The 22,146-nt window shown below is 38.5% G+C and carries 21 protein-coding genes; 8 read left to right on the top strand and 13 right to left on the bottom strand.

Features of this window, described 5'->3' with window-relative positions:
* The first annotated feature begins 61 nt into the window (after positions 1 to 61).
* On the top strand, positions 62 to 1,156 hold the full coding sequence (locus IPH66_10700) for an FAD:protein FMN transferase (GenBank protein MBK7129817.1): 1,095 nt from the start codon (positions 62 to 64) through the stop codon (positions 1,154 to 1,156).
* An 88-nt stretch (positions 1,157 to 1,244) separates the two neighbouring features.
* On the opposite strand, the gene IPH66_10695 is transcribed toward IPH66_10700, so the two are convergent.
* Both IPH66_10695 and pdhA read right to left on the bottom strand, forming a co-directional pair.
* The gene (locus IPH66_10695; GenBank protein ID MBK7129816.1) at positions 1,245 to 2,513 is read right to left on the bottom strand and encodes a pyruvate dehydrogenase complex dihydrolipoamide acetyltransferase; all 1,269 of its coding nucleotides are present in this window, start codon (positions 2,511 to 2,513) and stop codon (positions 1,245 to 1,247) included.
* Between the two features lie 18 nt (positions 2,514 to 2,531).
* A complete protein-coding gene (gene pdhA, locus IPH66_10690) occupies positions 2,532 to 3,581 on the bottom strand; it encodes a pyruvate dehydrogenase (acetyl-transferring) E1 component subunit alpha (GenBank protein ID MBK7129815.1) in 1,050 nt (349 codons plus the stop codon).
* 175 nt (positions 3,582 to 3,756) lie between these two features.
* Here pdhA and IPH66_10685 point away from each other — a divergent pair, with 175 nt between their 5' ends.
* Positions 3,757 to 4,494, top strand: a complete 738-nt coding sequence (locus tag IPH66_10685) for a DUF4919 domain-containing protein (protein MBK7129814.1) — start codon at positions 3,757 to 3,759, stop codon at positions 4,492 to 4,494.
* 15 nt (positions 4,495 to 4,509) lie between these two features.
* Here the strand turns inward: IPH66_10685 and IPH66_10680 are convergent, their stop codons facing one another.
* A complete protein-coding gene (locus tag IPH66_10680; protein ID MBK7129813.1) occupies positions 4,510 to 4,992 on the bottom strand; it encodes a cytidine deaminase in 483 nt (160 codons plus the stop codon).
* A 92-nt stretch (positions 4,993 to 5,084) separates the two neighbouring features.
* Here IPH66_10680 and IPH66_10675 point away from each other — a divergent pair, with 92 nt between their 5' ends.
* Positions 5,085 to 5,840 carry a polyphosphate polymerase domain-containing protein gene (locus IPH66_10675; GenBank protein MBK7129812.1) on the top strand — a complete coding sequence of 252 codons (756 nt, stop codon included), beginning with the start codon at positions 5,085 to 5,087 and terminating at the stop codon, positions 5,838 to 5,840.
* A 3-nt stretch (positions 5,841 to 5,843) separates the two neighbouring features.
* Positions 5,844 to 6,497, top strand: a complete 654-nt coding sequence (locus IPH66_10670; protein ID MBK7129811.1) for a DUF4956 domain-containing protein — start codon at positions 5,844 to 5,846, stop codon at positions 6,495 to 6,497.
* An 11-nt stretch (positions 6,498 to 6,508) separates the two neighbouring features.
* Here the strand turns inward: IPH66_10670 and IPH66_10665 are convergent, their stop codons facing one another.
* From IPH66_10665 to IPH66_10650, 4 genes are all read right to left on the bottom strand, one after another.
* Positions 6,509 to 7,738, bottom strand: a complete 1,230-nt coding sequence (locus tag IPH66_10665; protein ID MBK7129810.1) for a T9SS type A sorting domain-containing protein — start codon at positions 7,736 to 7,738, stop codon at positions 6,509 to 6,511.
* 168 nt (positions 7,739 to 7,906) lie between these two features.
* Positions 7,907 to 8,461: a hypothetical protein gene (locus IPH66_10660; GenBank protein ID MBK7129809.1), complete on the bottom strand. Its 555-nt coding sequence runs from the start codon at positions 8,459 to 8,461 to the stop codon at positions 7,907 to 7,909.
* 134 nt (positions 8,462 to 8,595) lie between these two features.
* Entirely contained in the window at positions 8,596 to 9,552 is a 957-nt protein-coding gene (locus IPH66_10655) for a Fic family protein (protein MBK7129808.1), read from the bottom strand.
* Between the two features lie 218 nt (positions 9,553 to 9,770).
* On the bottom strand, positions 9,771 to 10,103 hold the full coding sequence (locus tag IPH66_10650; GenBank protein MBK7129807.1) for a hypothetical protein: 333 nt from the start codon (positions 10,101 to 10,103) through the stop codon (positions 9,771 to 9,773).
* A gap of 228 nt (positions 10,104 to 10,331) precedes the next feature.
* Between IPH66_10650 and IPH66_10645 the strand changes: the two genes are divergently transcribed.
* Positions 10,332 to 11,126, top strand: coding sequence for a TSUP family transporter (locus IPH66_10645; protein MBK7129806.1), 795 nt, complete (start codon positions 10,332 to 10,334; stop codon positions 11,124 to 11,126).
* Positions 11,127 to 11,250: 124 nt separating this feature from the next.
* Here the strand turns inward: IPH66_10645 and IPH66_10640 are convergent, their stop codons facing one another.
* The 6 genes from IPH66_10640 to IPH66_10615 all read right to left on the bottom strand — a co-directional run bounded on the left by IPH66_10640 (position 11,251) and on the right by IPH66_10615 (position 16,858).
* Positions 11,251 to 12,543 (bottom strand): T9SS type A sorting domain-containing protein, encoded by a 1,293-nt coding sequence (locus IPH66_10640; protein ID MBK7129805.1) that lies wholly within the window; start codon positions 12,541 to 12,543, stop codon positions 11,251 to 11,253.
* A gap of 137 nt (positions 12,544 to 12,680) precedes the next feature.
* Positions 12,681 to 14,117 carry a TlpA family protein disulfide reductase gene (locus tag IPH66_10635; protein ID MBK7129804.1) on the bottom strand — a complete coding sequence of 479 codons (1,437 nt, stop codon included), beginning with the start codon at positions 14,115 to 14,117 and terminating at the stop codon, positions 12,681 to 12,683.
* Positions 14,118 to 14,154: 37 nt separating this feature from the next.
* Positions 14,155 to 14,619 (bottom strand): pantetheine-phosphate adenylyltransferase, encoded by a 465-nt coding sequence (gene coaD / locus IPH66_10630; protein ID MBK7129803.1) that lies wholly within the window; start codon positions 14,617 to 14,619, stop codon positions 14,155 to 14,157.
* A gap of 20 nt (positions 14,620 to 14,639) precedes the next feature.
* Positions 14,640 to 15,176 carry a 16S rRNA (guanine(966)-N(2))-methyltransferase RsmD gene (gene rsmD, locus IPH66_10625; protein MBK7129802.1) on the bottom strand — a complete coding sequence of 179 codons (537 nt, stop codon included), beginning with the start codon at positions 15,174 to 15,176 and terminating at the stop codon, positions 14,640 to 14,642.
* Positions 15,167 to 15,931 (bottom strand): DUF3822 family protein, encoded by a 765-nt coding sequence (locus IPH66_10620; GenBank protein ID MBK7129801.1) that lies wholly within the window; start codon positions 15,929 to 15,931, stop codon positions 15,167 to 15,169. The genes rsmD and IPH66_10620 overlap by 10 nt, the downstream gene beginning before the upstream one ends.
* A 3-nt stretch (positions 15,932 to 15,934) precedes the next feature.
* Positions 15,935 to 16,858 (bottom strand): hypothetical protein, encoded by a 924-nt coding sequence (locus IPH66_10615; protein ID MBK7129800.1) that lies wholly within the window; start codon positions 16,856 to 16,858, stop codon positions 15,935 to 15,937.
* Between the two features lie 272 nt (positions 16,859 to 17,130).
* On the opposite strand from IPH66_10615, the gene IPH66_10610 reads away from it, so the two are divergent.
* From IPH66_10610 to IPH66_10600, 3 genes are all read left to right on the top strand, one after another.
* Positions 17,131 to 18,483, top strand: coding sequence for an AAA family ATPase (locus tag IPH66_10610; protein ID MBK7129799.1), 1,353 nt, complete (start codon positions 17,131 to 17,133; stop codon positions 18,481 to 18,483).
* A gap of 341 nt (positions 18,484 to 18,824) precedes the next feature.
* Complete coding sequence (locus tag IPH66_10605; protein ID MBK7129798.1) at positions 18,825 to 19,076, top strand: hypothetical protein; 252 nt, start codon at positions 18,825 to 18,827, stop codon at positions 19,074 to 19,076.
* Entirely contained in the window at positions 19,073 to 22,144 is a 3,072-nt protein-coding gene (locus IPH66_10600; protein ID MBK7129797.1) for a gliding motility-associated C-terminal domain-containing protein, read from the top strand. The genes IPH66_10605 and IPH66_10600 overlap by 4 nt, the downstream gene beginning before the upstream one ends.
* Positions 22,145 to 22,146 lie beyond the last annotated feature (2 nt).

Below are 22,146 nucleotides of genomic sequence, written 5' to 3'. Positions count from 1 at the left end.
TGGCAAATTCCTTGTAACTTTGCTGCCTGCCGCAGTTTTTTACGCGGTCAGATGTTATACCATGAAATATTTTTCTTTATACTTTATTGTTGGTTTGTTGGCCTGGTCATGTTCCGGAAATCAGGCGGAACAAAAAAATACATCCAGCGGGCAAGATAGCACACAGCGTTTAGAGTTCTATGGCAATACGCAGGGCACCACTTTTTCTGTCATCTGCAATGATAAAATTGACATTACAACTGCTGAAATTGAGGAAATACTGCATCAGTTTGATCTTGCATTAAGTGCCTATATTCCTAATTCTGTTTTGACACAACTCAATGAAGCGTCTGCAGGTGAATTCACGTATGTTGATTCGTTCGGGTACTTTAACCGGTGTTATCTTTTGTCAAAAGAAATGTGGCAAATTTCAGAACGCAGTTTTGACCCAACGGTTTATCCTTTGGTTGACGGATGGGGATTCATGAAAAACGTTGAATTTGTTCCTGATTCGGCTACGGTTGATTCACTGCGTGCCTTAGTAGGTTTTTCTGATGGGGTGAATTTTACGTTCATGACAAAAAATGATACCGCCGGAAATGTATTGCCGCTGTCAAAAATTATAAAACACAACAGCAGGGCAAAATTAGATTTTAATGCAATAGCGCAAGGTCTTGCGGTTGATGTGATAGCAGAAGAACTAGAACGGCGCGGTGCAAAAAATTATTTTGTAGAGATAGGTGGGGAAATCAGAGTGAAAGGACTCAATTCAGATGGTGTTTTGTGGCGTGTTGCCATTGATAAACCAATTGAAAATTCCACAGCAGAAAACAGAGAATTTCAAGATATTATTCAGGTGAACAATCGCAGCGTAGCTACTTCTGGATCATACAGAAAATTCTATGAGAAAGATGGTATAAAATATTCGCACACCATTGATCCATTCACCGGTTATCCGGTTCAACATACCTTATTGAGTGCAACGGTGGTGGCTGATGATTGTGGTACAGCTGATGCACTTGCTACTGCTTTTATGGTGATGGGAACCGAAAAAGCAATTCGTTTTCTTGAAAATAATCACACCCTCAAGTTGGATGTGTATCTCATTTTTACCAATGACAAAGGCCGCACTGAAACTTATATGACCAAAGGAATGGCAGAGATGGTGACAGAATAAATGTCAGTACGCATGATGAAAAACATTCACAGATAATGAATTGTGTTCATTGTTGACAGGTAATAATCTTGTAGTAAAATTCGGATTATTAAACCAACATTTTAACGGGTGATTCAAGATATTCTTTAAAAGTTTGCAAAAAGGCTGAACCCGTTGCTCCATCAACCACGCGATGGTCACAAGACAAGGTCACTTTCATTACATTGCCGGCAACAACCTGTCCGTTTTTTACAACCGGTGTTTGTTTGATTCCGCCAATGGCAAGTATGCATGAATCCGGTGGATTTACAATTGCAGTAAATTCTTCAATGCCAAACATACCGAGATTGGAAATCGTAAACGTGTTTCCTTCCCAATCTTGCGGTTGAAGTTTTTTATCTTTTGCTTTTTGAGCAAACACACGCACTTCATCACCAATTTGAGCAAGTCCTTTGCTATCAGCAAATCGTACAACAGGTACCAGCAAACCATCAGGCACAGCAACTGCTACGCCAATATGAATATGATTGTTATAGCGAATACGATCACCCAACCACGATGAATTTACTTTTGGATTTTGTCTCAAAGCCATGGCAACCGCTTTAATCACCATGTCATTAAATGAAATTTTTACCTGATCATTATTGATTTGTTTGCGCGCCGCAATTGCATTATCCATGTCAATTTCCATGGTAAGATAAAAATGTGGTGCGCTGAATTTACTTTCTGAAAGACGTTGAGCAATCACTTTGCGCATTTGAGAAACAGGTTCTTCTGTAAAAGATTCTGTTCCGGTTGCAGCAGCGTAAATTGGCTGAATACTTTTATGACCGCCGGCCTGCGGTTTATAATTCTCAATATCTTTTTTTGTAATGCGATTATTTTCACCGCTTCCATTTACTTGAGCAAGGTCAATTCCTTTTTCTTCAGCAATTTTTTTTGCAAGAGGAGATGCAAAAATTCTTCCGTTGCCGGATTGTATTGTACTAACCGGCTGACTAACGACAACAGGTTGCGTCACTGTCACAGGTACGGTTTGCGTAAGAGTTTCCGTTTTAACAGGACTTGGATCTGGTTTTGTTGATGCGGCAATAGGTTCTGATTCACCTGCAGAAGCAAGTAGTGCAGCAAAATCTTCTCCTGCTTTTCCAATTATTGCAAGCACGCTATTTACCGGTGCGGCTTTTCCTTTTTCAACTCCAATGTGAAGCAGCACACCATCATAGAATGATTCAAATTCCATGGTTGCTTTGTCAGTTTCAATTTCTGCAAGCAGTTCACCTGACTTCACAGGGTCACCAATTTTTTTATGCCATGCCGCAACAACTCCCTCGGTCATGGTATCAGATAGTTTTGGCATGCGAACAATTTCAGCCATAATTTTTTTGGATAAGGGTTAAGCTAAATATTCTTTTACGTAAGGATAATCATCCTGTTTATAGACATCTTTGTATAATTCTTCTGCCGGTGGTAGAGGTGATTCTTCAGCAAAACGAATTGAGTCATCAACTTCATTTTTTACCCAAGCATCAATGTCTTCAATTTCTTTTTCTGTGAGAAAATTATTTTCACGAATAATGCGCAAACAATGTTCAATCGGATCTTGTTCTTGCCATTCTGCCACTTCTTCTTTTGAGCGATATTTTTGAGGATCAGACATGGAATGTCCTTTGTAGCGGTATGTGCGAATGTCAAGTAGCGTAGGGCCATCACCTCTGCGGGCGCGTTCTGCCGCCAATTCAATTGCTTCATGTACGGCTTCTGGTCTCATGCCATCAACAGCAAATGAAGGCATTTCGTAAGACAAACCAATTTTAGACATGTCTAGCACATTTGTGGTGCGTTCCACGGCTGTGCCCATAGCGTAATTATTATTTTCAATGATAAAAATTACAGGCAGTTTCCAGAGCATGGCCATGTTGAAAGTTTCATGCAAAGCACCTTGTCTTGCCGCGCCATCACCAAATGAACAGAAGCATACATTTTGTGTTCCGTTATATTTTTCTGCAAAGGCAATTCCGGCACCCATAGGTATTTGAGCCCCAACAATTCCATGTCCTCCGTAAAATCCTTTAGACACGTCAAAGAAGTGCATGGATCCGCCTTTTCCTTTAGAGCAGCCGGTAATTTTTCCGTAAAGTTCTGCCGCTAATACGCGTGGATCAGTACCTAAGGCAATTGGATGCCCATGATCACGATAAGCGGTTATGTGTTTATCTCCCGTTTTACATGCAGAGGCTGTTCCTACTGCTACTGCCTCTTGCCCGATGTATAAGTGCAGGAATCCACCAAATTTTTGCTGAATATAAAGTTGTGAGCAGCGCTCTTCAAACTTGCGAATGAGTTGCATGTCACGATACCACTTTACATAAGTCTCTTTTGAAAACTTGGTTGCTCCGCTTTTACGGGCAGTTTTCCCTGTCTTGTCTGCTGTTTTAGTTGCCATAATTCCTTTAGCTGTCTCTAAGACGTACAAATATAATTCAATATTTTGTCAGTTGTTGTACTGAACTGCTTTCTACGTATTCTACCTCACCTTGTTTCACTTGTAAAACAAACATTTGAGATAGTTTTTATTTTTTGGCGTAACCTTTGATTGCCAAAGTCATTATATTGTACCCATGTTAACCGCATTGAAATATCTTGTTATTGCTTTGTTTTGCCTGATTTTTGACGGCTTGCTGCGGGCTCAGCATATCGGCAGAATTAATTTTACAGAAATCAAACAAAATATTGAAAATCCAACGTCTGAATATTATTATCCATCCCTGCAACAACGTGTTATAAATCATGATACCACCTTGGTGTACAAGCATTACAAACATTTGTATTATGGTTGTGTGTTTCAAGATTTTTATCATCCGTACGGAAATAGCCATGCCAAAAAAGATTTTTTAGATACGTATGAAGTTGGGCAGTATGATTCAGCCATTGTGAAGGGCAAGGCAGTTCTGCAAGAAAATCCGGTAGACATTGAAGTGACCTTGAAGTTGATTTTGGCCTATTTAGAGTCAGGTGATACTGCATCTGCTAAATTATATGGCAGACATTATTTTGCCTTTTTAGATGTGATTTACGCCAGTGGTGATGGCTTAACGCAGGAATCTGCCTACGTGGTTATCAGTGTTGATGATGAGTATCGGATTGTAGGTGACTTGGGCTTAAATGTGAAACAGCAAGAACTAATGAATGGATGTGATTTGTTGATTTTTGTAAAACGTGGACAGAGAAAATTCAGGAAAAAACCTATCCGCGAATTATATTTTAACGTGCAAATGCCTTTGATGAGTTTGTCTAAATCTTTTAAAGATACTGATTTGCCTGATCCGGATAATGATTCGGATGATGATGATGAATAGTACCCTTCCTTGTATTTACTTTTTCAAAAAGCCTGAGTTAAAATTCAGAGGCAATAAATCAGCGCAAGAATTAATTTGAAAAATGGTTCCGTTTTTTGCAATGAGTAATAATTCAATTGGATTTTTTTGTCTCTGTTCAGCCTCAAGCAATGTTTGTCTGCAAAGGCCGCACGGAGGAACCGGTTGCCCCAAATCCTGATCAGCATAAATAGCTAAGCAGGTTATCTTGTCTTCAGGATAATTTGAAATGCAATGTGACAGTACATTGCGCTCAGCACATATTCCAACAGGGTAAGATGCATTCTCAACATTAGTGCCTTTCACTACTTTGCCACTTTTTAGTAATGCGATAGCTGTAACATGAAAGTTAGAATAAGGCGCATACGCATTGGCGGCCATGTCCTTTGCAAGCTGAATAATTGCTTGTTGATCTTCAGAAAAATCTTTAGGGGTATCTGAAATTTTATACGAAATGTGAATTTGCTTTTCAGTTTTCATGCAGATGCTTCTACGATGAACCTCTTTAATTTGTTGCCGTAGAATAGAAAGATTGATGTTATGACCGATTTTTCTTTTACATTTGTTAATCTGTGAGTAATCCAGCTAAATACAATGAAGAAGCCATTCTGCAAGGTTTTCAACCTATTTCTCTCAAAGAAATGGATGCAGTTAAACTCATGAACCGGACCGATACAAAATTTGTGTTGAGTCGCTCCTTTTTTAATTCTATCTTACCTCAACTGGCAGATTCATATCGGGTTTTAGAAATTGAAGGAAAAAAATTATCCAGTTATCGTACCTTATATTATGATACTGAGAGATTCCAACTTTTTCTGGATCATCACAATGGACGAGGCAACCGATTTAAAGTGCGCATCAGAAATTATGTTGAGTCCAATCTTTTTTATCTTGAAATAAAAAATAAATTCAAAGGACGAACTGATAAGAGAAGAACTAAGGTGAAAGATTTTGAACTTGAACTCTCAGAAAATTCTATTGCATACATCAATAAGGTCATTGGACGTGAAGTGAGTCTGGTACCGAAACTATGGAACTCTTTTCAACGTATCACCTTAGTGAATACAAAAGAAATTGAGCGATTGACACTTGATTTGAATCTTACTTTTGAATGGAAAGATAATAAACGTGTATTTGATAATATTGTGGTGGCCGAATTGAAGCAAGAGAATGTAAATAGAAATAGTTTGTTCTACACCCTGATGAAAAATAACGGCGTGAGACCAAACAGCATGAGTAAATATTGCGTAGGCGGTATTACGCTCAACCCTCAACTAAAGGCGAATAATTTTAAAGATAAACTTCTACTAATTGACAAACTCCAATAAACTATGGAACCAAAAACCTCGGGCGATTTATTTGATGTATTATTTGATTCAGAAGATATGCTGAAATTACTTTTCAGATTCGGTATCAACTTCTTGTTCATCACCATCCTCATCCGTTATATTTATTACCGCAAAACATCAAATAAAGATTATCTGTTTACCTACTATTCTATCTCCATCGTTTCATTCATGATTTGTTTTGCGTTGAAGAAATTGGAGATCAATACCGGAATGGGCTTAGGGCTTTTTGCAATTTTTGGTATAATACGATACCGCACAGACACGGTGCGCATCCGTGAAATGTCGTATCTTTTTATTGCTATCGGATTATCTGTAATCAATGCGCTGGCCGGTAAACAAATCAGTTTAGGTGAATTGTTATTTATCAACATCTCAGTTACCCTGGTGGTGCTTGGTTTAGAATATTGGTGGTTGATGAGACAAGAGGCGGTAAAATCTATCGTGTATGAAAAAATTGAAAACATCAAACCTGAAAATTATCAAGCCTTGTTGGATGATCTTCAAGCACGCACCGGACTAAAAATCAAACGTGCAGAAATAGGTAAAATTGATTTTCTGAAAGATACTGCTCAAGTTAAAATTTACTATATGCCGCATGAGCAAACAGAGGCATTTTCAACTGATCATGAAGATTAGAAAATAAACTATCATTCCAAGACGAGCAGTACCACACTGCTCGTTTTTGTTTTCAGAATATAGGTTCCGGCAGGTAAAATAATTGGGTATGTAGTTTCTTCAGGTAATATCGTTTTTACTTTGCGCCCATCCGTTGAGAAAATTTCAACCGGTTCATTTGCCAAATATCCACTCAAATTAAATCCATTACTATTCGCCGGATTAGGATATACCTGAAATTGCTGTTGTTCTTCGTTCAATTGCAGATGGTCTAAAGTGATCATAATTTCAGTGGTGTCAGCGCGATCACAGTACGTTGCTATCAGCGTTACAGTATAAGTTCCGTATGCACCAAAATCATGAACCGGATTTTCAAGAGAGGAATTATTACCATCACCAAAATCCCACGCATATTCCATGGCATGCTCGCTCAAATTGGTGAAATTTATTTCAGTGCCTGAAAGGGTGTAATCAAAATCAGCAAGAGGTTGGGTAAAATCAAGAGAAATGGAGTCAACATCATGTAAAACATGGTGAGCTACACTTTGCAAATAGGCTGCTTGTGTACCGGTGATACTTACCGGATAATAGGTATTGCCATTGGGGTCAACACCAAAAATAGTTTCATAAAAAATGCAAGCAGCTAAATAGGTTCCATAGGTAGAAGGGTGGCTGCCATCACCGGAATATAAACTTGCAAATGGCACCACAGCCGCAATATCATTATTGATATGTTCAAACGCAATACCTATAGGCGCAAGCATACCGCTGTTATCATCAGCCATGTATTCGTATGCGTTATAGAGACGTTGATTCATTTCAGTAAACGTGTCAATGGAATCCCATTGATCGTCACCAAACTGGCGACCCCAGGTATCAAAGAACAGCGGAATGGCGCAAGGGTTAGCGCTGCGTATAGAATCACAAAGAATTGTAGCAAAAGGCAGAACATCAGTTGTCACTTGTGTCCAAGGAAATGACGGGAGCTGACTCTGTTCTTGCAACACAACATAATCCCAAGTATTGGATGAAATTTTTGAGAGAGAAGTAGCGTTGGTACTATGCAATTCAAAGGTGTATCCACCCGGTGCATTCTCATCTTTTACCAAGGTGTTTCCGTCAGCGTTAGCTAAACTTGAAACCATGGATGGCAAATCATTGGTGGCAGTATAACTATTGCCAATAAAGCAAACTTTTTTTGTGATTTGGGCTGATGCCGCAATTGAAACAAAAAGACTCAGTGATAAAAATGTGCGTAGCATGAATGATTATTTTTTTTCAGAGACGCAAGTTTCTATTTTACGTTGCTTTTCTTTTATTAAGAAATTAGGGGAGGGTTGGAATGCTAAAAAAGGGGGGGGGATAAGAATACATTTATTTTAAATCTGCAAGCACAGGGGGGTGAGATGTTAGCTCTTTTAACTAATGGTTTACTGTAGTCCGAATCTGTACCCAACGCCGAACTTAACGTAGATGTTGGGAATTATTACACCAAAATTTATACCGCTAGAATAGGTCTCAAAAAAAATGACTTCGCCAATGGCAAAGTCATTTAAAATATAGATTTTTTTTCCGATTGGAACTTCCAATCCATAGCCTAATAATATTTCATTTGCATGATTAATCTCCTTGTAGCCTTGCGGGCTCTTATAGGGAAAAGAAGCATGTTTCATAATTCCTTGAAAATAAAAATTCACCCTATTAGTTTCACCGTGTGGAAAATACTTGTAGTTGACTTGAAATTCAATTCCGGAAAATTTCCCGCCGCTATACTCGAAAGCATTCCAAAGTCCTGTACCAATCCCAAAAGTTATTTTACTTTTTGCACCAAAACTGTACGTAAATGTAGGGGTGATACATAACGAACTCAGTGAAGCAGAACTGTTCAATTCAATTCCAAATTTTGGACGCAATGAGTCTTGTTGATTTGATGCCCAGACCATTCTAGAAGCTATTAAAACTAATATAAAAAATGTAGTTCTCATCTATTGGATTTTGGATTTTCTATATCATGATCATCTTTTCACTTACTATATAATTGTGTTGGAAAGATATCTTTTCAGAACATACCAAATATAGCATAATTCGTTAATAATCGAGCAGTGGAATGAATTGGTGTTTATATATATCGGTATTTTGCCGTGTTTTTATCTCCATGCTTCTCAATTAATGCATTTTCAGTGGCATACTTCAAATCACGACTTGCTGTTGCTGATGAGATTTCTCTGAAATTTTTCAAATATTCTTTTCGAGTAAAGAAGTGATTTTTCACTATTGATTTGAATAAATTAATCCTATCAATATTTGTCAAGCTGATGTTCCGAGTATTCAATAAGTCTTGAAGTGATTCAAAAATAATCTCAAGTATAAATTCTACGAATACAGTGGATTCTCCTGTGTTGTCAGCCTTTTCAAGTGATTTGTAATACTTTTTTTGCCGCTCTTTTATTAATGCCTCAATGGGTAAATATTCAAAAACAGGATAGACATCTTTCAAAATCAGTGTTTGCCACAATCTCCCCATTCTTCCATTTCCATCAATAAATGGATGAATAAATTCCATTTCATAGTGGAATACACAACTTTTAATTAAAATTATTTCATTGTCATTTTTTAAATAGTTAAACAAATTATTCATTAATGGTTTCAACATTGTACTAGGGGGGGCAATGTGTGCAACATGTGAGCCCTTCACAATACCAACCGATTTACTTCTAAGTTTGCCTGCAGATTCAATGAGTCCTTTCATCAATATTGCGTGAGCTTTGCGGAATGAATCAAACTTGTATGGATTAAATTTGTCCAGATTATCATACACTCTAATAGTATTTTTTACTTCCTGAATATCTTTCTGAGGACCAATTACTTTTTTGTTTTCAATTAGTGCGGTTATCTGTTCGATGGTTAATGTGTTTCCTTCAATTTCAAGAGACGAATGAATAGTTAGAATTCTGTTTTTCTTCCTGAGTTCGAGTGGTGGTTTGGCTAAATGTGCAGCGTTCACCTCACCAATTTTCTCAGAAATTAAAGCAACTAATTTTAAAATCTTTCCGCTTATCCTATAAGGTGGCTTCATGCTATTTATGATAGTATCATTTGATACTATCAAAGATAATCTTTTTATTCAAAATCTATTTATCCAGTTGGATTGAATGCTTGGTTGTTCTCCAAAAAGATTCAAATCAACCTGTAATGAATGGGTAAAGAATTTCTATTATTTCAAAAGTATAGTTGCCATTGAATCTCTCAGTAATTCTTTCACCTGGGTTTTTGAAAAATTACAAATGAAAATACCTACAACACAAACTCAATAGTCACCTTCCCTTCATGGAATTCAGGGAAATGATATCCTTTTTCAAAAGTCAATCCGGTAAGAATTCTGTTCTTGGCTTTTATCATACTGGGCGTGCTGATAATGGTTGATTCTTCTTTGATCAAGGTGCATGCAGAGACTTTTCCGTCCATGTTTACTGAAATGGAGAATACCATGATACCGGCTTGCGTACCTTTCATGGTGTATTCTATTCCGGTTTCAATTTTACGACCGTCACTGATAATGTCTCCGGTGATCTGTGTATAGCCGACTGCTGAAAAAAGGACGAATAAAAAGACGATGATTGGTTTCATGTTTGTAAAGGTAGTTTTTTTTCCAGAGCGTTAGGCGTTAGGGCATGGGGGGTAGGGAATAGGTTTTGGGGCATAGGGCATAGGTAAAAATAAAATGATGCAGGGGCGAATTGCATTCGCCTTAACGTACAACATGAAAAACATAGTAACACATTGCATTCTCACTAAGGTAAATTAGAAATATTTTGAAGGACCTGATCGTTCGTATTGATAATTTTATCTTTGTCTATGCAGTTTGCAGATTTATTTTCAGATTATTCGGCAGCAACGATTTTACTATTGGCCGGGTTTTCTTTTTTGGCAGGATTTATTGATTCTATAGTTGGAGGTGGAGGATTAATTCAGTTGCCGGCGCTGTTAATCAATCTGCCTCAAACTCCTTTACTAGCGATTTTCGGAACAAATAAAATTGGTTCTCTGGCAGGAACATCCATCGCGGCAGTTTCCTATTCGCGCAAAGTAAAATTTGATTTCAGACTCTTGTTTGTAATTTCTTTTTTTGCTTTTGTATCGGCTTATTTTGGTGCAAAAATTGTCAGCCATATTTCTGTTGATGCCCTAAAGCCAATCATCTTATTCATTCTGATTGCTATTGCTGTTTTTACCTTGATTAAAAAAGATTTAGGTGCTGTCTCTACTAAATCACTATCCCGGAATAAAAAAATTATCTACGGTTCAATTGCAGCGTGCGTGATTGGTTTTTATGATGGCTTTTTTGGACCGGGAACAGGCAGCTTTTTTGTTCTGGCTTTTGTTTTGATTCTTGGTTTTGAATTTCTTCAGGCAACTGCCTATACTAAAATTGTAAATTGTGCCACCAATGTTTCAGCATTATTTGTTTTTATCCGTGAAGGAAATTACATTCTTGAATTAGCTATTCTTGTAGGTTTTTTCAATATCATAGGTAGTTTTATCGGCAGCCACTTGGCCATAAAAAAAGGCAATGGTTTTATCCGGATAATTTTTTTGGTGATTGTAATCTTAATGATTGGCAGATATAGTTTTGATATCTTTTTGAAGTAGGCTCAGGTCGCGCCTGTAGGCTCAGGTCGCTCTTGTAGGCTCAGGTCGCTCACGTAGGCTCAGGTCGCGACCTGAGCCTACAAGAGGCGCAATTTTTTTAATCCGCAGATTTTTATTCAAGCCTTTATTGTTTTACTAACCGAACCACGGCGGTGTTTTCATCAGATTGAATCACCAAGAAATATATTCCAGCCGGTTCAGTAATGTTAATGTTTAAAATATTTGCATTGCTGAATTCTGACGATTGAATTATTCTTCCGGTCAAATCGGTTACTGAGATTTTTACTGATTGAAAGTTTTCTCCTAGATTGATAAAGAAATTTCCGTCTGTTGGATTTGGATAAACATCAAATTGGCTTCCAAAAACTTCATCAGAAAGTCCACTGAAATCCATGTTTATGCAAGCAGTTGTATCAACACAACCATTTTCAGATAATTGAACGGCATAGTTACCACTCACTGTTGCGGTGTAGGTTGATCCCGTTTCTCCCGCAAGCATAGCATATGCGTTGTCGCAATCTAACCATTGGTAAGTGGCCGCTGTATTGTTAGCTATGATAATTGTTCCAACCGTAGTGGTTGTTAAATCAGATACATTATTTATTGTAAGATCAAGCGTTACAAGACTGTCGCAACCATTTGCAGCACCGCCAATAATATTGAATGTTGCCGTATTGTTGTCTGAGGTATAGGTGTTCCCATCAATCCAGGTGAACGTGTTGCACGCCGTCTGAACGTCAGTTCCTGTTGAAGAATTTATAATAGTTAAATCCAGTGTAACTATACTATCACAGCCGCCAACTGAACCGCCAACAATATTGAAGGTTGCGGTATTATTGTCAGATGTATACGTGTTGCCATCAATCCATGTCAATGAGTTACATGCAGTTTGTGTATCTGTTGCTGTTACAGTTGAAGTGCTGCCAATAAAATAATATGAAAAATCCTGCCCGGTATAAAAAAGTGGTGCACCAAATGATGCGGGTAACGGATTAGCGAACGTATGGGAGATATACCAAACACCGGCTGTTGACGCACCGGTATACGAAAGACTTGCTACAGATTCAAATACCGCCATGAAGTAATAGGTGCCGGCAGGTAACACTGCATCCGGAACATCCACAATATTGGTGCCCGCTACAACGGTTCCTGATCCTTGTGTTAACAAATTACCGGGATTACCTGCTGCATCATCATACACTGCTACTTTAAAATTCTGACCAGAATTAATAGAAAGAAATCCAAGTTCAATTAAGTTGAATGAACTTGTCAACGTAATTGCAGATCCTAGTAAATAGTTTGGTGTATGACTGCTGGTAGAGCCTAAATAGTAGTCAATGCCTGCATTCTGCGTGCACTGTCCGTAAGAAAATGCTGATAAAGTTGAAATAGCAAAAATTGGTATAAGTTTTTTCATAAAAAAAAGGATTTAAGCTAATATACGAAAGTTCTGGTTCACGTCAAGCGCTGAGAAGAGAAGAAACAAAGGGGAAAGAGTCAAAATGTTCACACTCCGACTTCACGCTAAATGGTTTATCCTTTATAGCTGAAACCTTATTTCTCTCCAACCTTGATGGGCTGATTTGGATGCAAGGCTTCATGAATGATAAAAAAGGTTTTATCAATGGATTCATACTCGCCATCCGGAGAAGGACCAGGTGCTGGTGCTAATGCAATGAATCCATCTTGATCAATGAGGTAATAAGCCGGTACTGATGCCACTCTAAATTTATTGAGTAAGGCTTCATCATTTCCAACATAAATAATATCCCAGTTTAAATCAGGATTTGCTTTCATGAACGCATCAAAGCCCTCTCGGGTGTCATCAGTACACACACTGAGAAAAGCAATATCTTCATCATATTTTTTCTTTAGCTCAGCTATGATTTTTAGTTCGGCCAATGAGCGCTCATTCCATGTTTCAAAAAAAGTGAAGTAAACAAATTTGCCGCGATATTTATCCCAAGTTATGATTTCTCCATTTGTTCCGCTAAGTGAAATATGCGGTGCAGGAAATCCTTGCTCAATACTTGTCAGATAGTTTGTGATATTTTTTGCAACCACTGCGCTGTGAGGGAATGCGGCATACTTTGAAACTGAATCAAGTATGGTGAGAATGTTCATTCTGAAATCGGTCTCTTTATAAAATGCCTTGCCTAATTTTTCAATCATCATCAGTTCGCGCAATTCAGGGTTGGCTAAAAATAAATCTCCTTTAAGGGCTTTCATCAGTTGGGTAGGACTAGAATTTGCAAGCGAGAGAAAAATTGCATTTTCAACATCCGGCACATAGTTTGAAAACTCTTCATAAAAAAACCGTTTGACAAATTGCATGTATTGATCATTCTCATAGTAAACCGGAAACGGATGAATATAATTGAGAAAAATATTGATACGAGATTCACCTTTGGTATTGAATGCCTGATCCATTTCAGCAATATTGTAACGCACGTAAGTAAGAAAGTAAACGTCTTCTATGTTTTTATATGCCTCAGCTGCGTAGGTTTTAAACGTGTCAAGATATTCATGAAAATTTGCCGGATTGATGCTGTCTGCGTAATAAGCCACGTAAGTATCAAACCAGTTATTGTATTGAATAATGCGATAATTAATGTCAGTTGAATCTAATCCGAAAAAGAATAAATCTGCCTCCTTAGTTTGAAATCCATCTGCCTGATTTGGTATTTCTGAAAAATACACATCATACGTAGTTTGAGGTGCAAGGTAAAACTCAGTTTCTGTTTTGTCACAATGTAGAATTGCTTTAATGGTAGTTTTGTTTTTTACCGGAATATGAAACAAACTGTCATCAGAACTCACGATGCATTCTCCAAGTTTGATCCGTGTCATGGTAATATAATCTTGGTAAGTGTAGAGGATCATTTTTTTTCCCACAAAACCCGGTGCGTATCCTGTAACCTCATAGAGTGGTTGCTGTCCGTTCATTGATAAAACAGACATCAAACTAAGTATGATCAGGATATTTTTCATGTACTAATACTAAAAAATAATGTTGAGAATCTTTGCTTTATGCTATAACCAACAGCTCAGGCTTGGTTACAAATTTGCTGATGTCTCCGTTGTTCTTTTTTATTTCACGCACAATGGTAGAATTTACGGCATGCCATTCAGGATCACTGATAAGAAATACAGTTTCTATTCCTGACATGTCTTTATTCATTTGTGCAATGGATTTTTCTAGTTCAAAATCAGTGGTGTTTCTCAACCCTCTAATCAAATACTGCGCCTTTTTTTTCTGACAGAATTCAATGGTTAATCCGGCATACGTTTCAATGCTCACTTGTGGCATGTCGTTAAACAAGCTATTGAGGTGCTCCAATCTGCTTTCAGTAGTGAAAAAATATTTTTTAGTAGAATTAACACCCATTCCAATGATTACTTGATCAAAAAAAACGGCAAATCGTCTCACCAAGGCTTCATGTCCTTTGGTAAAGGGGTCAAAAGAACCGGGGAATACTGCTATCCTGCTCATAGAACAAAGGTAAAGGATATTCAGGTTGATTCAAAGAATGAAAACTGAACTCCTCCATAATTACGCATTTCTTTGAATTGGGTTATGTTTTCAAATGAATTCTCCCGTCCGTGTTCAATAATTAGTAAGCCATCAGGATTCAGGAGTTGTTTTTCAAATACCATGGCGGCAATGAGCTGCTGTCCTTGCATAGCAAAAGGAGGATCAGCAAAAATGATATCGTACTTGTTTGATTCATGCTTCAAAAATTCAAATGCATCTCCTTTATGGATGTGCCAGTTTTTTTCATTCAACTCAGCTCTCATTTTATTGAGAAACTTCACTGACACGGTATGATTGTCAACACTGGTAACGTTTAATGCACCGCGTGAGATACATTCAAGAGCAATGCTTCCGGTACCTGAAAATAAATCAAGTACCTTACAAGTTTCAAAATCAAATTGGTTATTGAGGATATTAAAGAGAGCAGATTTTGCAAAATCAGTAGTAGGCCTCGAAGGAAAATTGCGCGGCGGGCTGAAGCGTCTCCCTTTGTATTTACCGCTGATTACACGCACAATAGTTGTTTTGCTAAAATGAAATGTTGTCCGTTTTCTGCTTGGTCTGATATGGTTACCGGTGATTTGAAGAAGCTACTGAATTCATTCAAATCTTTCCAATTAGTTTCAACACCATAAACGTGAATCTTTGCCGCTTCTGCTTCAATCCCTTTTTGTTCCATCACAAATAACATGTGGTAAACAATATCACTTAAGGCTCCAAAATCAAACCGGTTAAAAAATTCCAATTTGTTTTTTGACGTGATAAACATCCAGAAAAAATCTTGTTGCACGTAAACATGAATGCGCGGGTGGAAAGCGGGTTGGTCAAAAATTCCTTTCAACATCACCGTTGCCGGATGAAGAACTCGCACACGTGGAAATTTCATCACTAAAGATGTTTTTAACCATAGCGGAATTTCAAAAATATTTACAATATCTAATTCCGGTAAGCGATTGTAATCTAGATTTTCATGCGGTGCTGAATAATTCAAGGAAAAAATTTCAGCCGGTTTTGACACGTTGAAAATTCCGGTAGGAATTAAGGTACTTCTTTTTGTGCCTGCGGTTGTAACAATGTCTTCGTATGCGTGTTTGAAAAATGGATCACTGAATACAAGGTCAGTTTCTGCACGTTCATATTTATTCAAGGGAAAATAGCGGTATTCAGCAATTTTTTTTGATGCTCTTTCAACAGCTGCTGCATGCACTTCAGTTGAGGTGACATGCATACACAAAACATGCTTGTACGCAAGTGCTGAATTAAAACTCATGAATTATTTAGACCAGTTATCGCGCAGGTGATTGTCGTATAGATCACCTATTTGATAAACTTTCAGGCTATCCATTGGGTGAATCATTTGAATCTGCAAGGTTGGTACTTTGAAATCTCCTTTGCTTACTGAACCTGTATCTAATTTTACTAAGATGTTAGTATGTGGAACATAGCGCAAAGAGTCAGGGTGAAAATCTAATGAAGCTTCAAATTTATTCCGGTTTGCAATATATTTTTGATCATAGAAAATAGCGTCAAGCACCGGACGATAAACAGTATCTCTTGAGAAGTCAATCAAGTCAGCCGGAGGATTTGGGCTGTTTGCAAGCGCATTTGCCTCTTGATCTGTCATCAATTTATCTGCCGGGCGATTATCCCCATAGATATACGCAATTTCTTCAGTAGTTAAACGTCTTTCTGGCAATTTACCAACGTTAGGCACAGTCATTTTTTTACCATTTTTTACAAACCAAATCAAGGTATCTAAGTTGCTGGTGTATTTTTTATAGAATTCTTTGTACGCTGATTCAGCGGCTTTAATATCCAGCATGCGTGCTTTGATATCGGTGTCAATCATATTATAACGGGCAATATAATCAACATCTTTTTTAATCACATAATAATCCTGATAAAGTAAATAGGCGCTGGCAATTCCCATAATACCCATCACAATAAAACCAATCAAGTTATTGAGTACGCCAAACAAATACAAGTACCAAATAATACTTCCCACAATAAAAAACAACGCTCCATAAAGGAAAAGTGAATCTTGCTTCACAACAAGAATGTCTCCGTTATTGAGTTCATGCTCAACAGGTATCATAGCCATTCTCAATAAAAGAATACCGGATACAAAGAAAATTGTTGGCCAAAGAAAACGGCTGATTTGGTATTTTACGTTGTCTATGCTTTCGAAGATACTCATTACTGTTCAGTTTATAGGTGATAACTCAGTTGACAAAGCTACAATTTTTTATAATTAGGCGTGTGTCCGCAGAATATATTTTTTATACGATTCAATCAACGGTTAATACCGGGGCTAAGATCAAGATGGTGCTTTGATGCATGAATTCTGGCTTCAGCTTATGTTAATAAAAATCAAACTACATTTACATCGTGTCAGACAGACCCAGCAAATCAACTTTTATACAGGCTTTTCATGAGAAGTTGGGCTTTTCTCCAACTCATGATCAGGAGATGGCTATTCATGACCTCACAGATTATGTCATGAACCGTGAAGAACTTGAACTTTTCATTTTAAGCGGATACGCCGGTACCGGAAAAACCAGTTTGGTTGCCGCATTAGTGAACACCTTGCACATTTTTCATGTAAAAACTGTTTTACTTGCACCTACCGGTCGCGCGGCTAAGGTATTGTCCGGCTATAGTAATCAAAAAGCAAGTACCATTCATAGGCATATTTATTATTCCAATGAATCAGATGAACAGGGAGGGTTTTATCTTTCCAAAAACCGGAACAAAGATACCTTGTTTATCATTGATGAAGCTTCAATGATTGCTATTGATTCAGGTATTCAGGGTGACAATCACTTTACCCCACGCAATTTGCTGGATGATTTGATTGAATTTGTTTACTCTGCTGAAAATTGTAAACTTGTTTTTGTGGGTGATCATGGTCAGTTGCCTCCGGTGGGTATGGAAGCTAGTCCGGCTTTAGATGCAAATTATCTCAAATCAAATTATTCAATGCCTGTTAAAACTGCTAAACTTGATGAAATTGTTAGACAGAAAAAACAATCAGGTATACTTGATATTGCAACAAAACTGAGAGAATTTACTCAAGAACTTCCTTTGCTACCTCATAATAATAAAGATGCCCGCAGTATTACCGGTATGGAACTACAGGAAGAATTGGAGAGCTGCATTGCAAAATATGGTAGCGATGAAGTGATGGTTGTAACGCGTTCAAACAAACGTGCTAACCTTTTCAATGAACAAATTCGCCGCAGAATTTTATGGCAAGAAGAAGATTTAAATGCCGGTGATGTGATCATGGCGGTGAAGAATAATTATTTCTGGTTAGAACCAAAATCACCTGCCGGATTTATAGCCAACGGTGAACTTCTAGAAATCACAAAAGTTATTCGCCGTGAAGAACAATATGGCTTCAGGTTTGCTGATGTCAACGTGCGATTTATTGATTATCCTGAGATGCCTTCTGTTGACTTAAAAATTATTCTGGATGCCATTGGCGTTGAAGCCCCATCGTTAACTCGCGATCAACAAAAAACATTGTTTTATAATATCGTGCAGCAAGAATATCCGTATGAAATGAACAAACGCGTGCGCAATAGAAAAATGGTAACCAATCCACACTTTCAGGCTTTGCAAGTAAAATTTGGTTATGCAGTGACGTGCCACAAAGCACAAGGTGGACAATGGTCAGCCGTATTTGTTGATCATGGATATTTTGTTGAAGATATGTGGAATATTGAATATATGAGATGGTTGTACACTGCCGTCACCAGGGCAAGCTTACAGTTGTATCTTGTCAATTTTGATAGAGGATTTGTGGGTACAAATGAATGAGTATAGAGTGGCTTTCACTTTTTGGTAAAATCTTTTCCATAAATTCTGCAGTGTAGATGTGGATACGCGATTAATCGCGTATCCACATCTACACTGCAGACAGCACCACAGTTCACAACACACAGCACTACAACACATGAGACCGCAAATACTGCTTAATTGTTGTCAGGTGCTGACTTTGAAGATGTTTATTTAATCATGTGCAGACTTACAAATTCTCTTTATTACCGGAATTAACAAGTGTTTAGTACTGAACAAAGCAAAAGATTCTTGTCTATTATTTTTAAGAATCGTGTTCAATTTGCTGAAAATCGTGTACATTTCTCATAAATTAAATCGGTATGATACTGCAAACGATTGTTTTAAGCATCTTCTTTTGTTCGGGAAATCTTCTTTCATCATCTGATCCTTTTATTGAAAAAAGTAAATCAATTATTGCAGAAAAAGATCTTGATGGCGATGGTGTCTTATGTCAAATGGAATGCGCGGATGAACTTTTGAAAAATTTTAAATTGATTGATACGAATGATGATCTTTTTTTAAATGAAGATGAGATTGCCATTTATTTGAAAAATAGAGAAGCGAAAAAATGAAAAAGTTTTTGCACGTACTGATAATTATTTTTCTTCCTCAAATTGGGTTTGGTCAATTATTTCCAAACGGTGATTTTGAACTAGGTAGTGGTGCAGGCTGTGCATGTGCCACCAGCTTTACATGCAATAATGATGCAGGTAGGGTAGTAGACGGAACTCATCCGGTGTACGCTGTAGGTAATCAGGGATGTGTAACCATGCCAACCAACTATTGTAATAGTTTGGGCGCTCACAGTGGCAGTGGATACATGTATTTTTATGCAGGGGCAGATAATTTCAGACATAGCACGGCAATCAATTTTGTAGGTGGAGAAGAAATTTGTCTTTCAGTTTGGTATTGCGGGCCACAAGGTTCAGGGCCTCCGGGTCAAAATACAGCTAACTCACATTTTTCATTTGGTATTGATGGTGTACAAGTAGGGCCTGACGTACTGGTGCCTACCAATACACCATGGACACAACATACATTAACCGTCACCATGACAGCAGGTGCACATACATTTTATATTCTTTCAGGAGGTGCTGCGCAATATTCAATTTGGTTTGATGATTTTGAAGCTGACCTATGTTCATCACCCTGTGATGGTTCATGGACAGTGCCAACCCCGGTTTGTTCTGATGATGCCGATATAAATCTTGCAGCATTGATAACCGGCGATGCCGGCGGAACATGGTCAGGCACCGGAGTAACAGGGAACATGTTTGATCCGTCTGTGGGTACACAAAGCATCACGTATACAGCGCCATGCGGAAGCGCAGTAACGCAAACTATAACCGTTACCACGGCAGGAAACGCAGCATGGAATCCACCTGCGACTCTATGTTCTAACGCTGCTGATGTTGATTTGACAAGTTTGATTACCGGAACATCTGGTGGAACTTGGAGCGGAATAGGGGTAAGTGGTAATCTTTTTGATCCATCTGCCGGAACACAATCAATTACCTATACTGTTGGAACTGCACCTTGTCAAGATGTCTCGACAGAAATCATAACAGTAACTCCATCCTCTGATCCAGCATGGACAAGCCCTGGCACAATTTGTGAATCTTCAGGCAGCATTAATCTTGATGCCACTATCAGTGGCACTGCAGGAGGAATTTGGAGTGGTTCCGGTGTAACAGGTTCAACATTTGATCCCACAGGATTGAGTGGTGCAATTGCAATGACATATACTGTGGGTACAGCACCTTGCATTGGAACTCTTCCCCAAAATATTACGGTGATTTCTGATGTTGATCCTTCATGGAATGTTCCCCTTAGTTTGTGTACCGGCTCACCAACTGTTGATTTGTCAACCTATATCACCGGAACACCCGGCGGTACTTGGTCTGGTACTGGTATTAGTGGAACAAATTTTGATCCTGCAATGGGTACGCAAACTATAACATATACCGTTGGTGCTGCACCATGCATTGAAACATCTTCACAAACTATCAACGTAACTCCTGGTTTAAGTTCTGCCTGGACAAGTCCCGGAACTATTTGCGCCAATGGAGGCATCATCAATTTAACTCCTTTAATCACCGGTGATGCCGGAGGAACTTGGTCAGGCACGGGAGTGACAGGAACAAATTTTGATCCATCCGCATTGAGCGGTCCTATTTCAATTACATACTCAGTTGGTCTTGCACCTTGTGTCAGTACAACAACGCAAGATATTACAGTGAGTGCAGATGTAAACCCGGCATGGACGGTTCCAACCAATTTATGTAACACTGCAGCGCCTGTTGATCTCACAACTTTTATCACAGGAACAACCGGAGGAACTTGGTCGGGTACCGGAATTTCCGGAAGTACATTCAATCCTTCATCCGGAAGTCAAAGCATCACGTATTCGGTTGGCACAGTACCTTGTCAAGAAACGCTCACGCTTACAATCAATGTTGACAACGCACCTGATCCATCTTGGAGCACAGTTACAGTTTGTCAATTTGGTCCTGATGTTAATTTGAATAGTTTGATAAGTGGAACACCCGGTGGAACATGGAGTGGAACCGGAGTGAGCGGTTCAGTTTTTGATCCTTCGGTTGGAACACAAGCAATAACTTATACTATTACATCAGGGGCATGCACTGAAGCGCTGACTCAGAATATTACTATTTCAAATCCAACCTTGAATATTACTGCAACAAATATTTCATGTTATGGTCAAACAAATGGATCAGCAACGGTAGTCGTATCCAATGGTTCTGGCAGCTATAGTTATAGTTGGAATTCAATGCCGGTTCAAACTACTGCAACGGCAACCAATTTACCGTCAGGCACCTATACCGTAACCGTTACTGATCTGATTGCAGGTTGTTCTGTTTCTGCTGATGTGACCATCATTGAACCTGCACAAATTGTTTTGGACATGGATTCAACCAGCGCATGTTCGCCCGGTTTAGGATCAGCCTCAGTGCAGGCAACTGGAGGCACGGGATCTTATACTTATGTTTGGAACAATTCATCAAGTACGTCTAATGCCGCAAATGATTTGGATAGTGCAATGCAAACTGTACTTGTTACTGACGCTTCCGGTTGCACAGCTACTGACTCTGTTTTGGTGATTGTATATCCTGCGCCGGTGGTTACCATTAGTTCGGACACTACGATACTCAACGGAGGTGAAGCACAACTCTGGGTAATAGGAGGAGGAACTTACGTGTGGACACCATTCACAGATTTATCTTGTGATGACTGCGCTAATCCGGTGGCTGATCCGCTTGATACCACCGTATATTGTGTTACTGTTACTGATGCAAATGGTTGTCAGGCTTCTGCTTGCACTGTAGTACGAGTTGAAATTGTTTGCGGTGATATTTTTGTACCAAATGCGTTCTCACCGAATAATGATGATGAAAACGATATACTTTGTGTGTACAGTAATTGTATGGAAGTAATGACTTTCAGAATTTATGATCGATGGGGAGAAAAAGTTTTTGAATGCTCAGATCAAAATATATGTTGGGATGGCACATACAAGGGCAAACCGGTGAACACAGGTGTTTTTGTTTATGTACTTGAAGGATATCTGATCACTGGAGATAAAGTGAGCAAAAGTGGAAATATTTCGCTGGTGCGCTGATT

The organism is Crocinitomicaceae bacterium, from assembly GCA_016708105.1.
Taxonomy (GTDB): Bacteria; Bacteroidota; Bacteroidia; order Flavobacteriales_D; family Crocinitomicaceae; genus JADJGJ01.
Note: the sequence above shows the minus strand (reverse complement) of the source record. Positions and strands in the feature narration are given on the sequence as shown.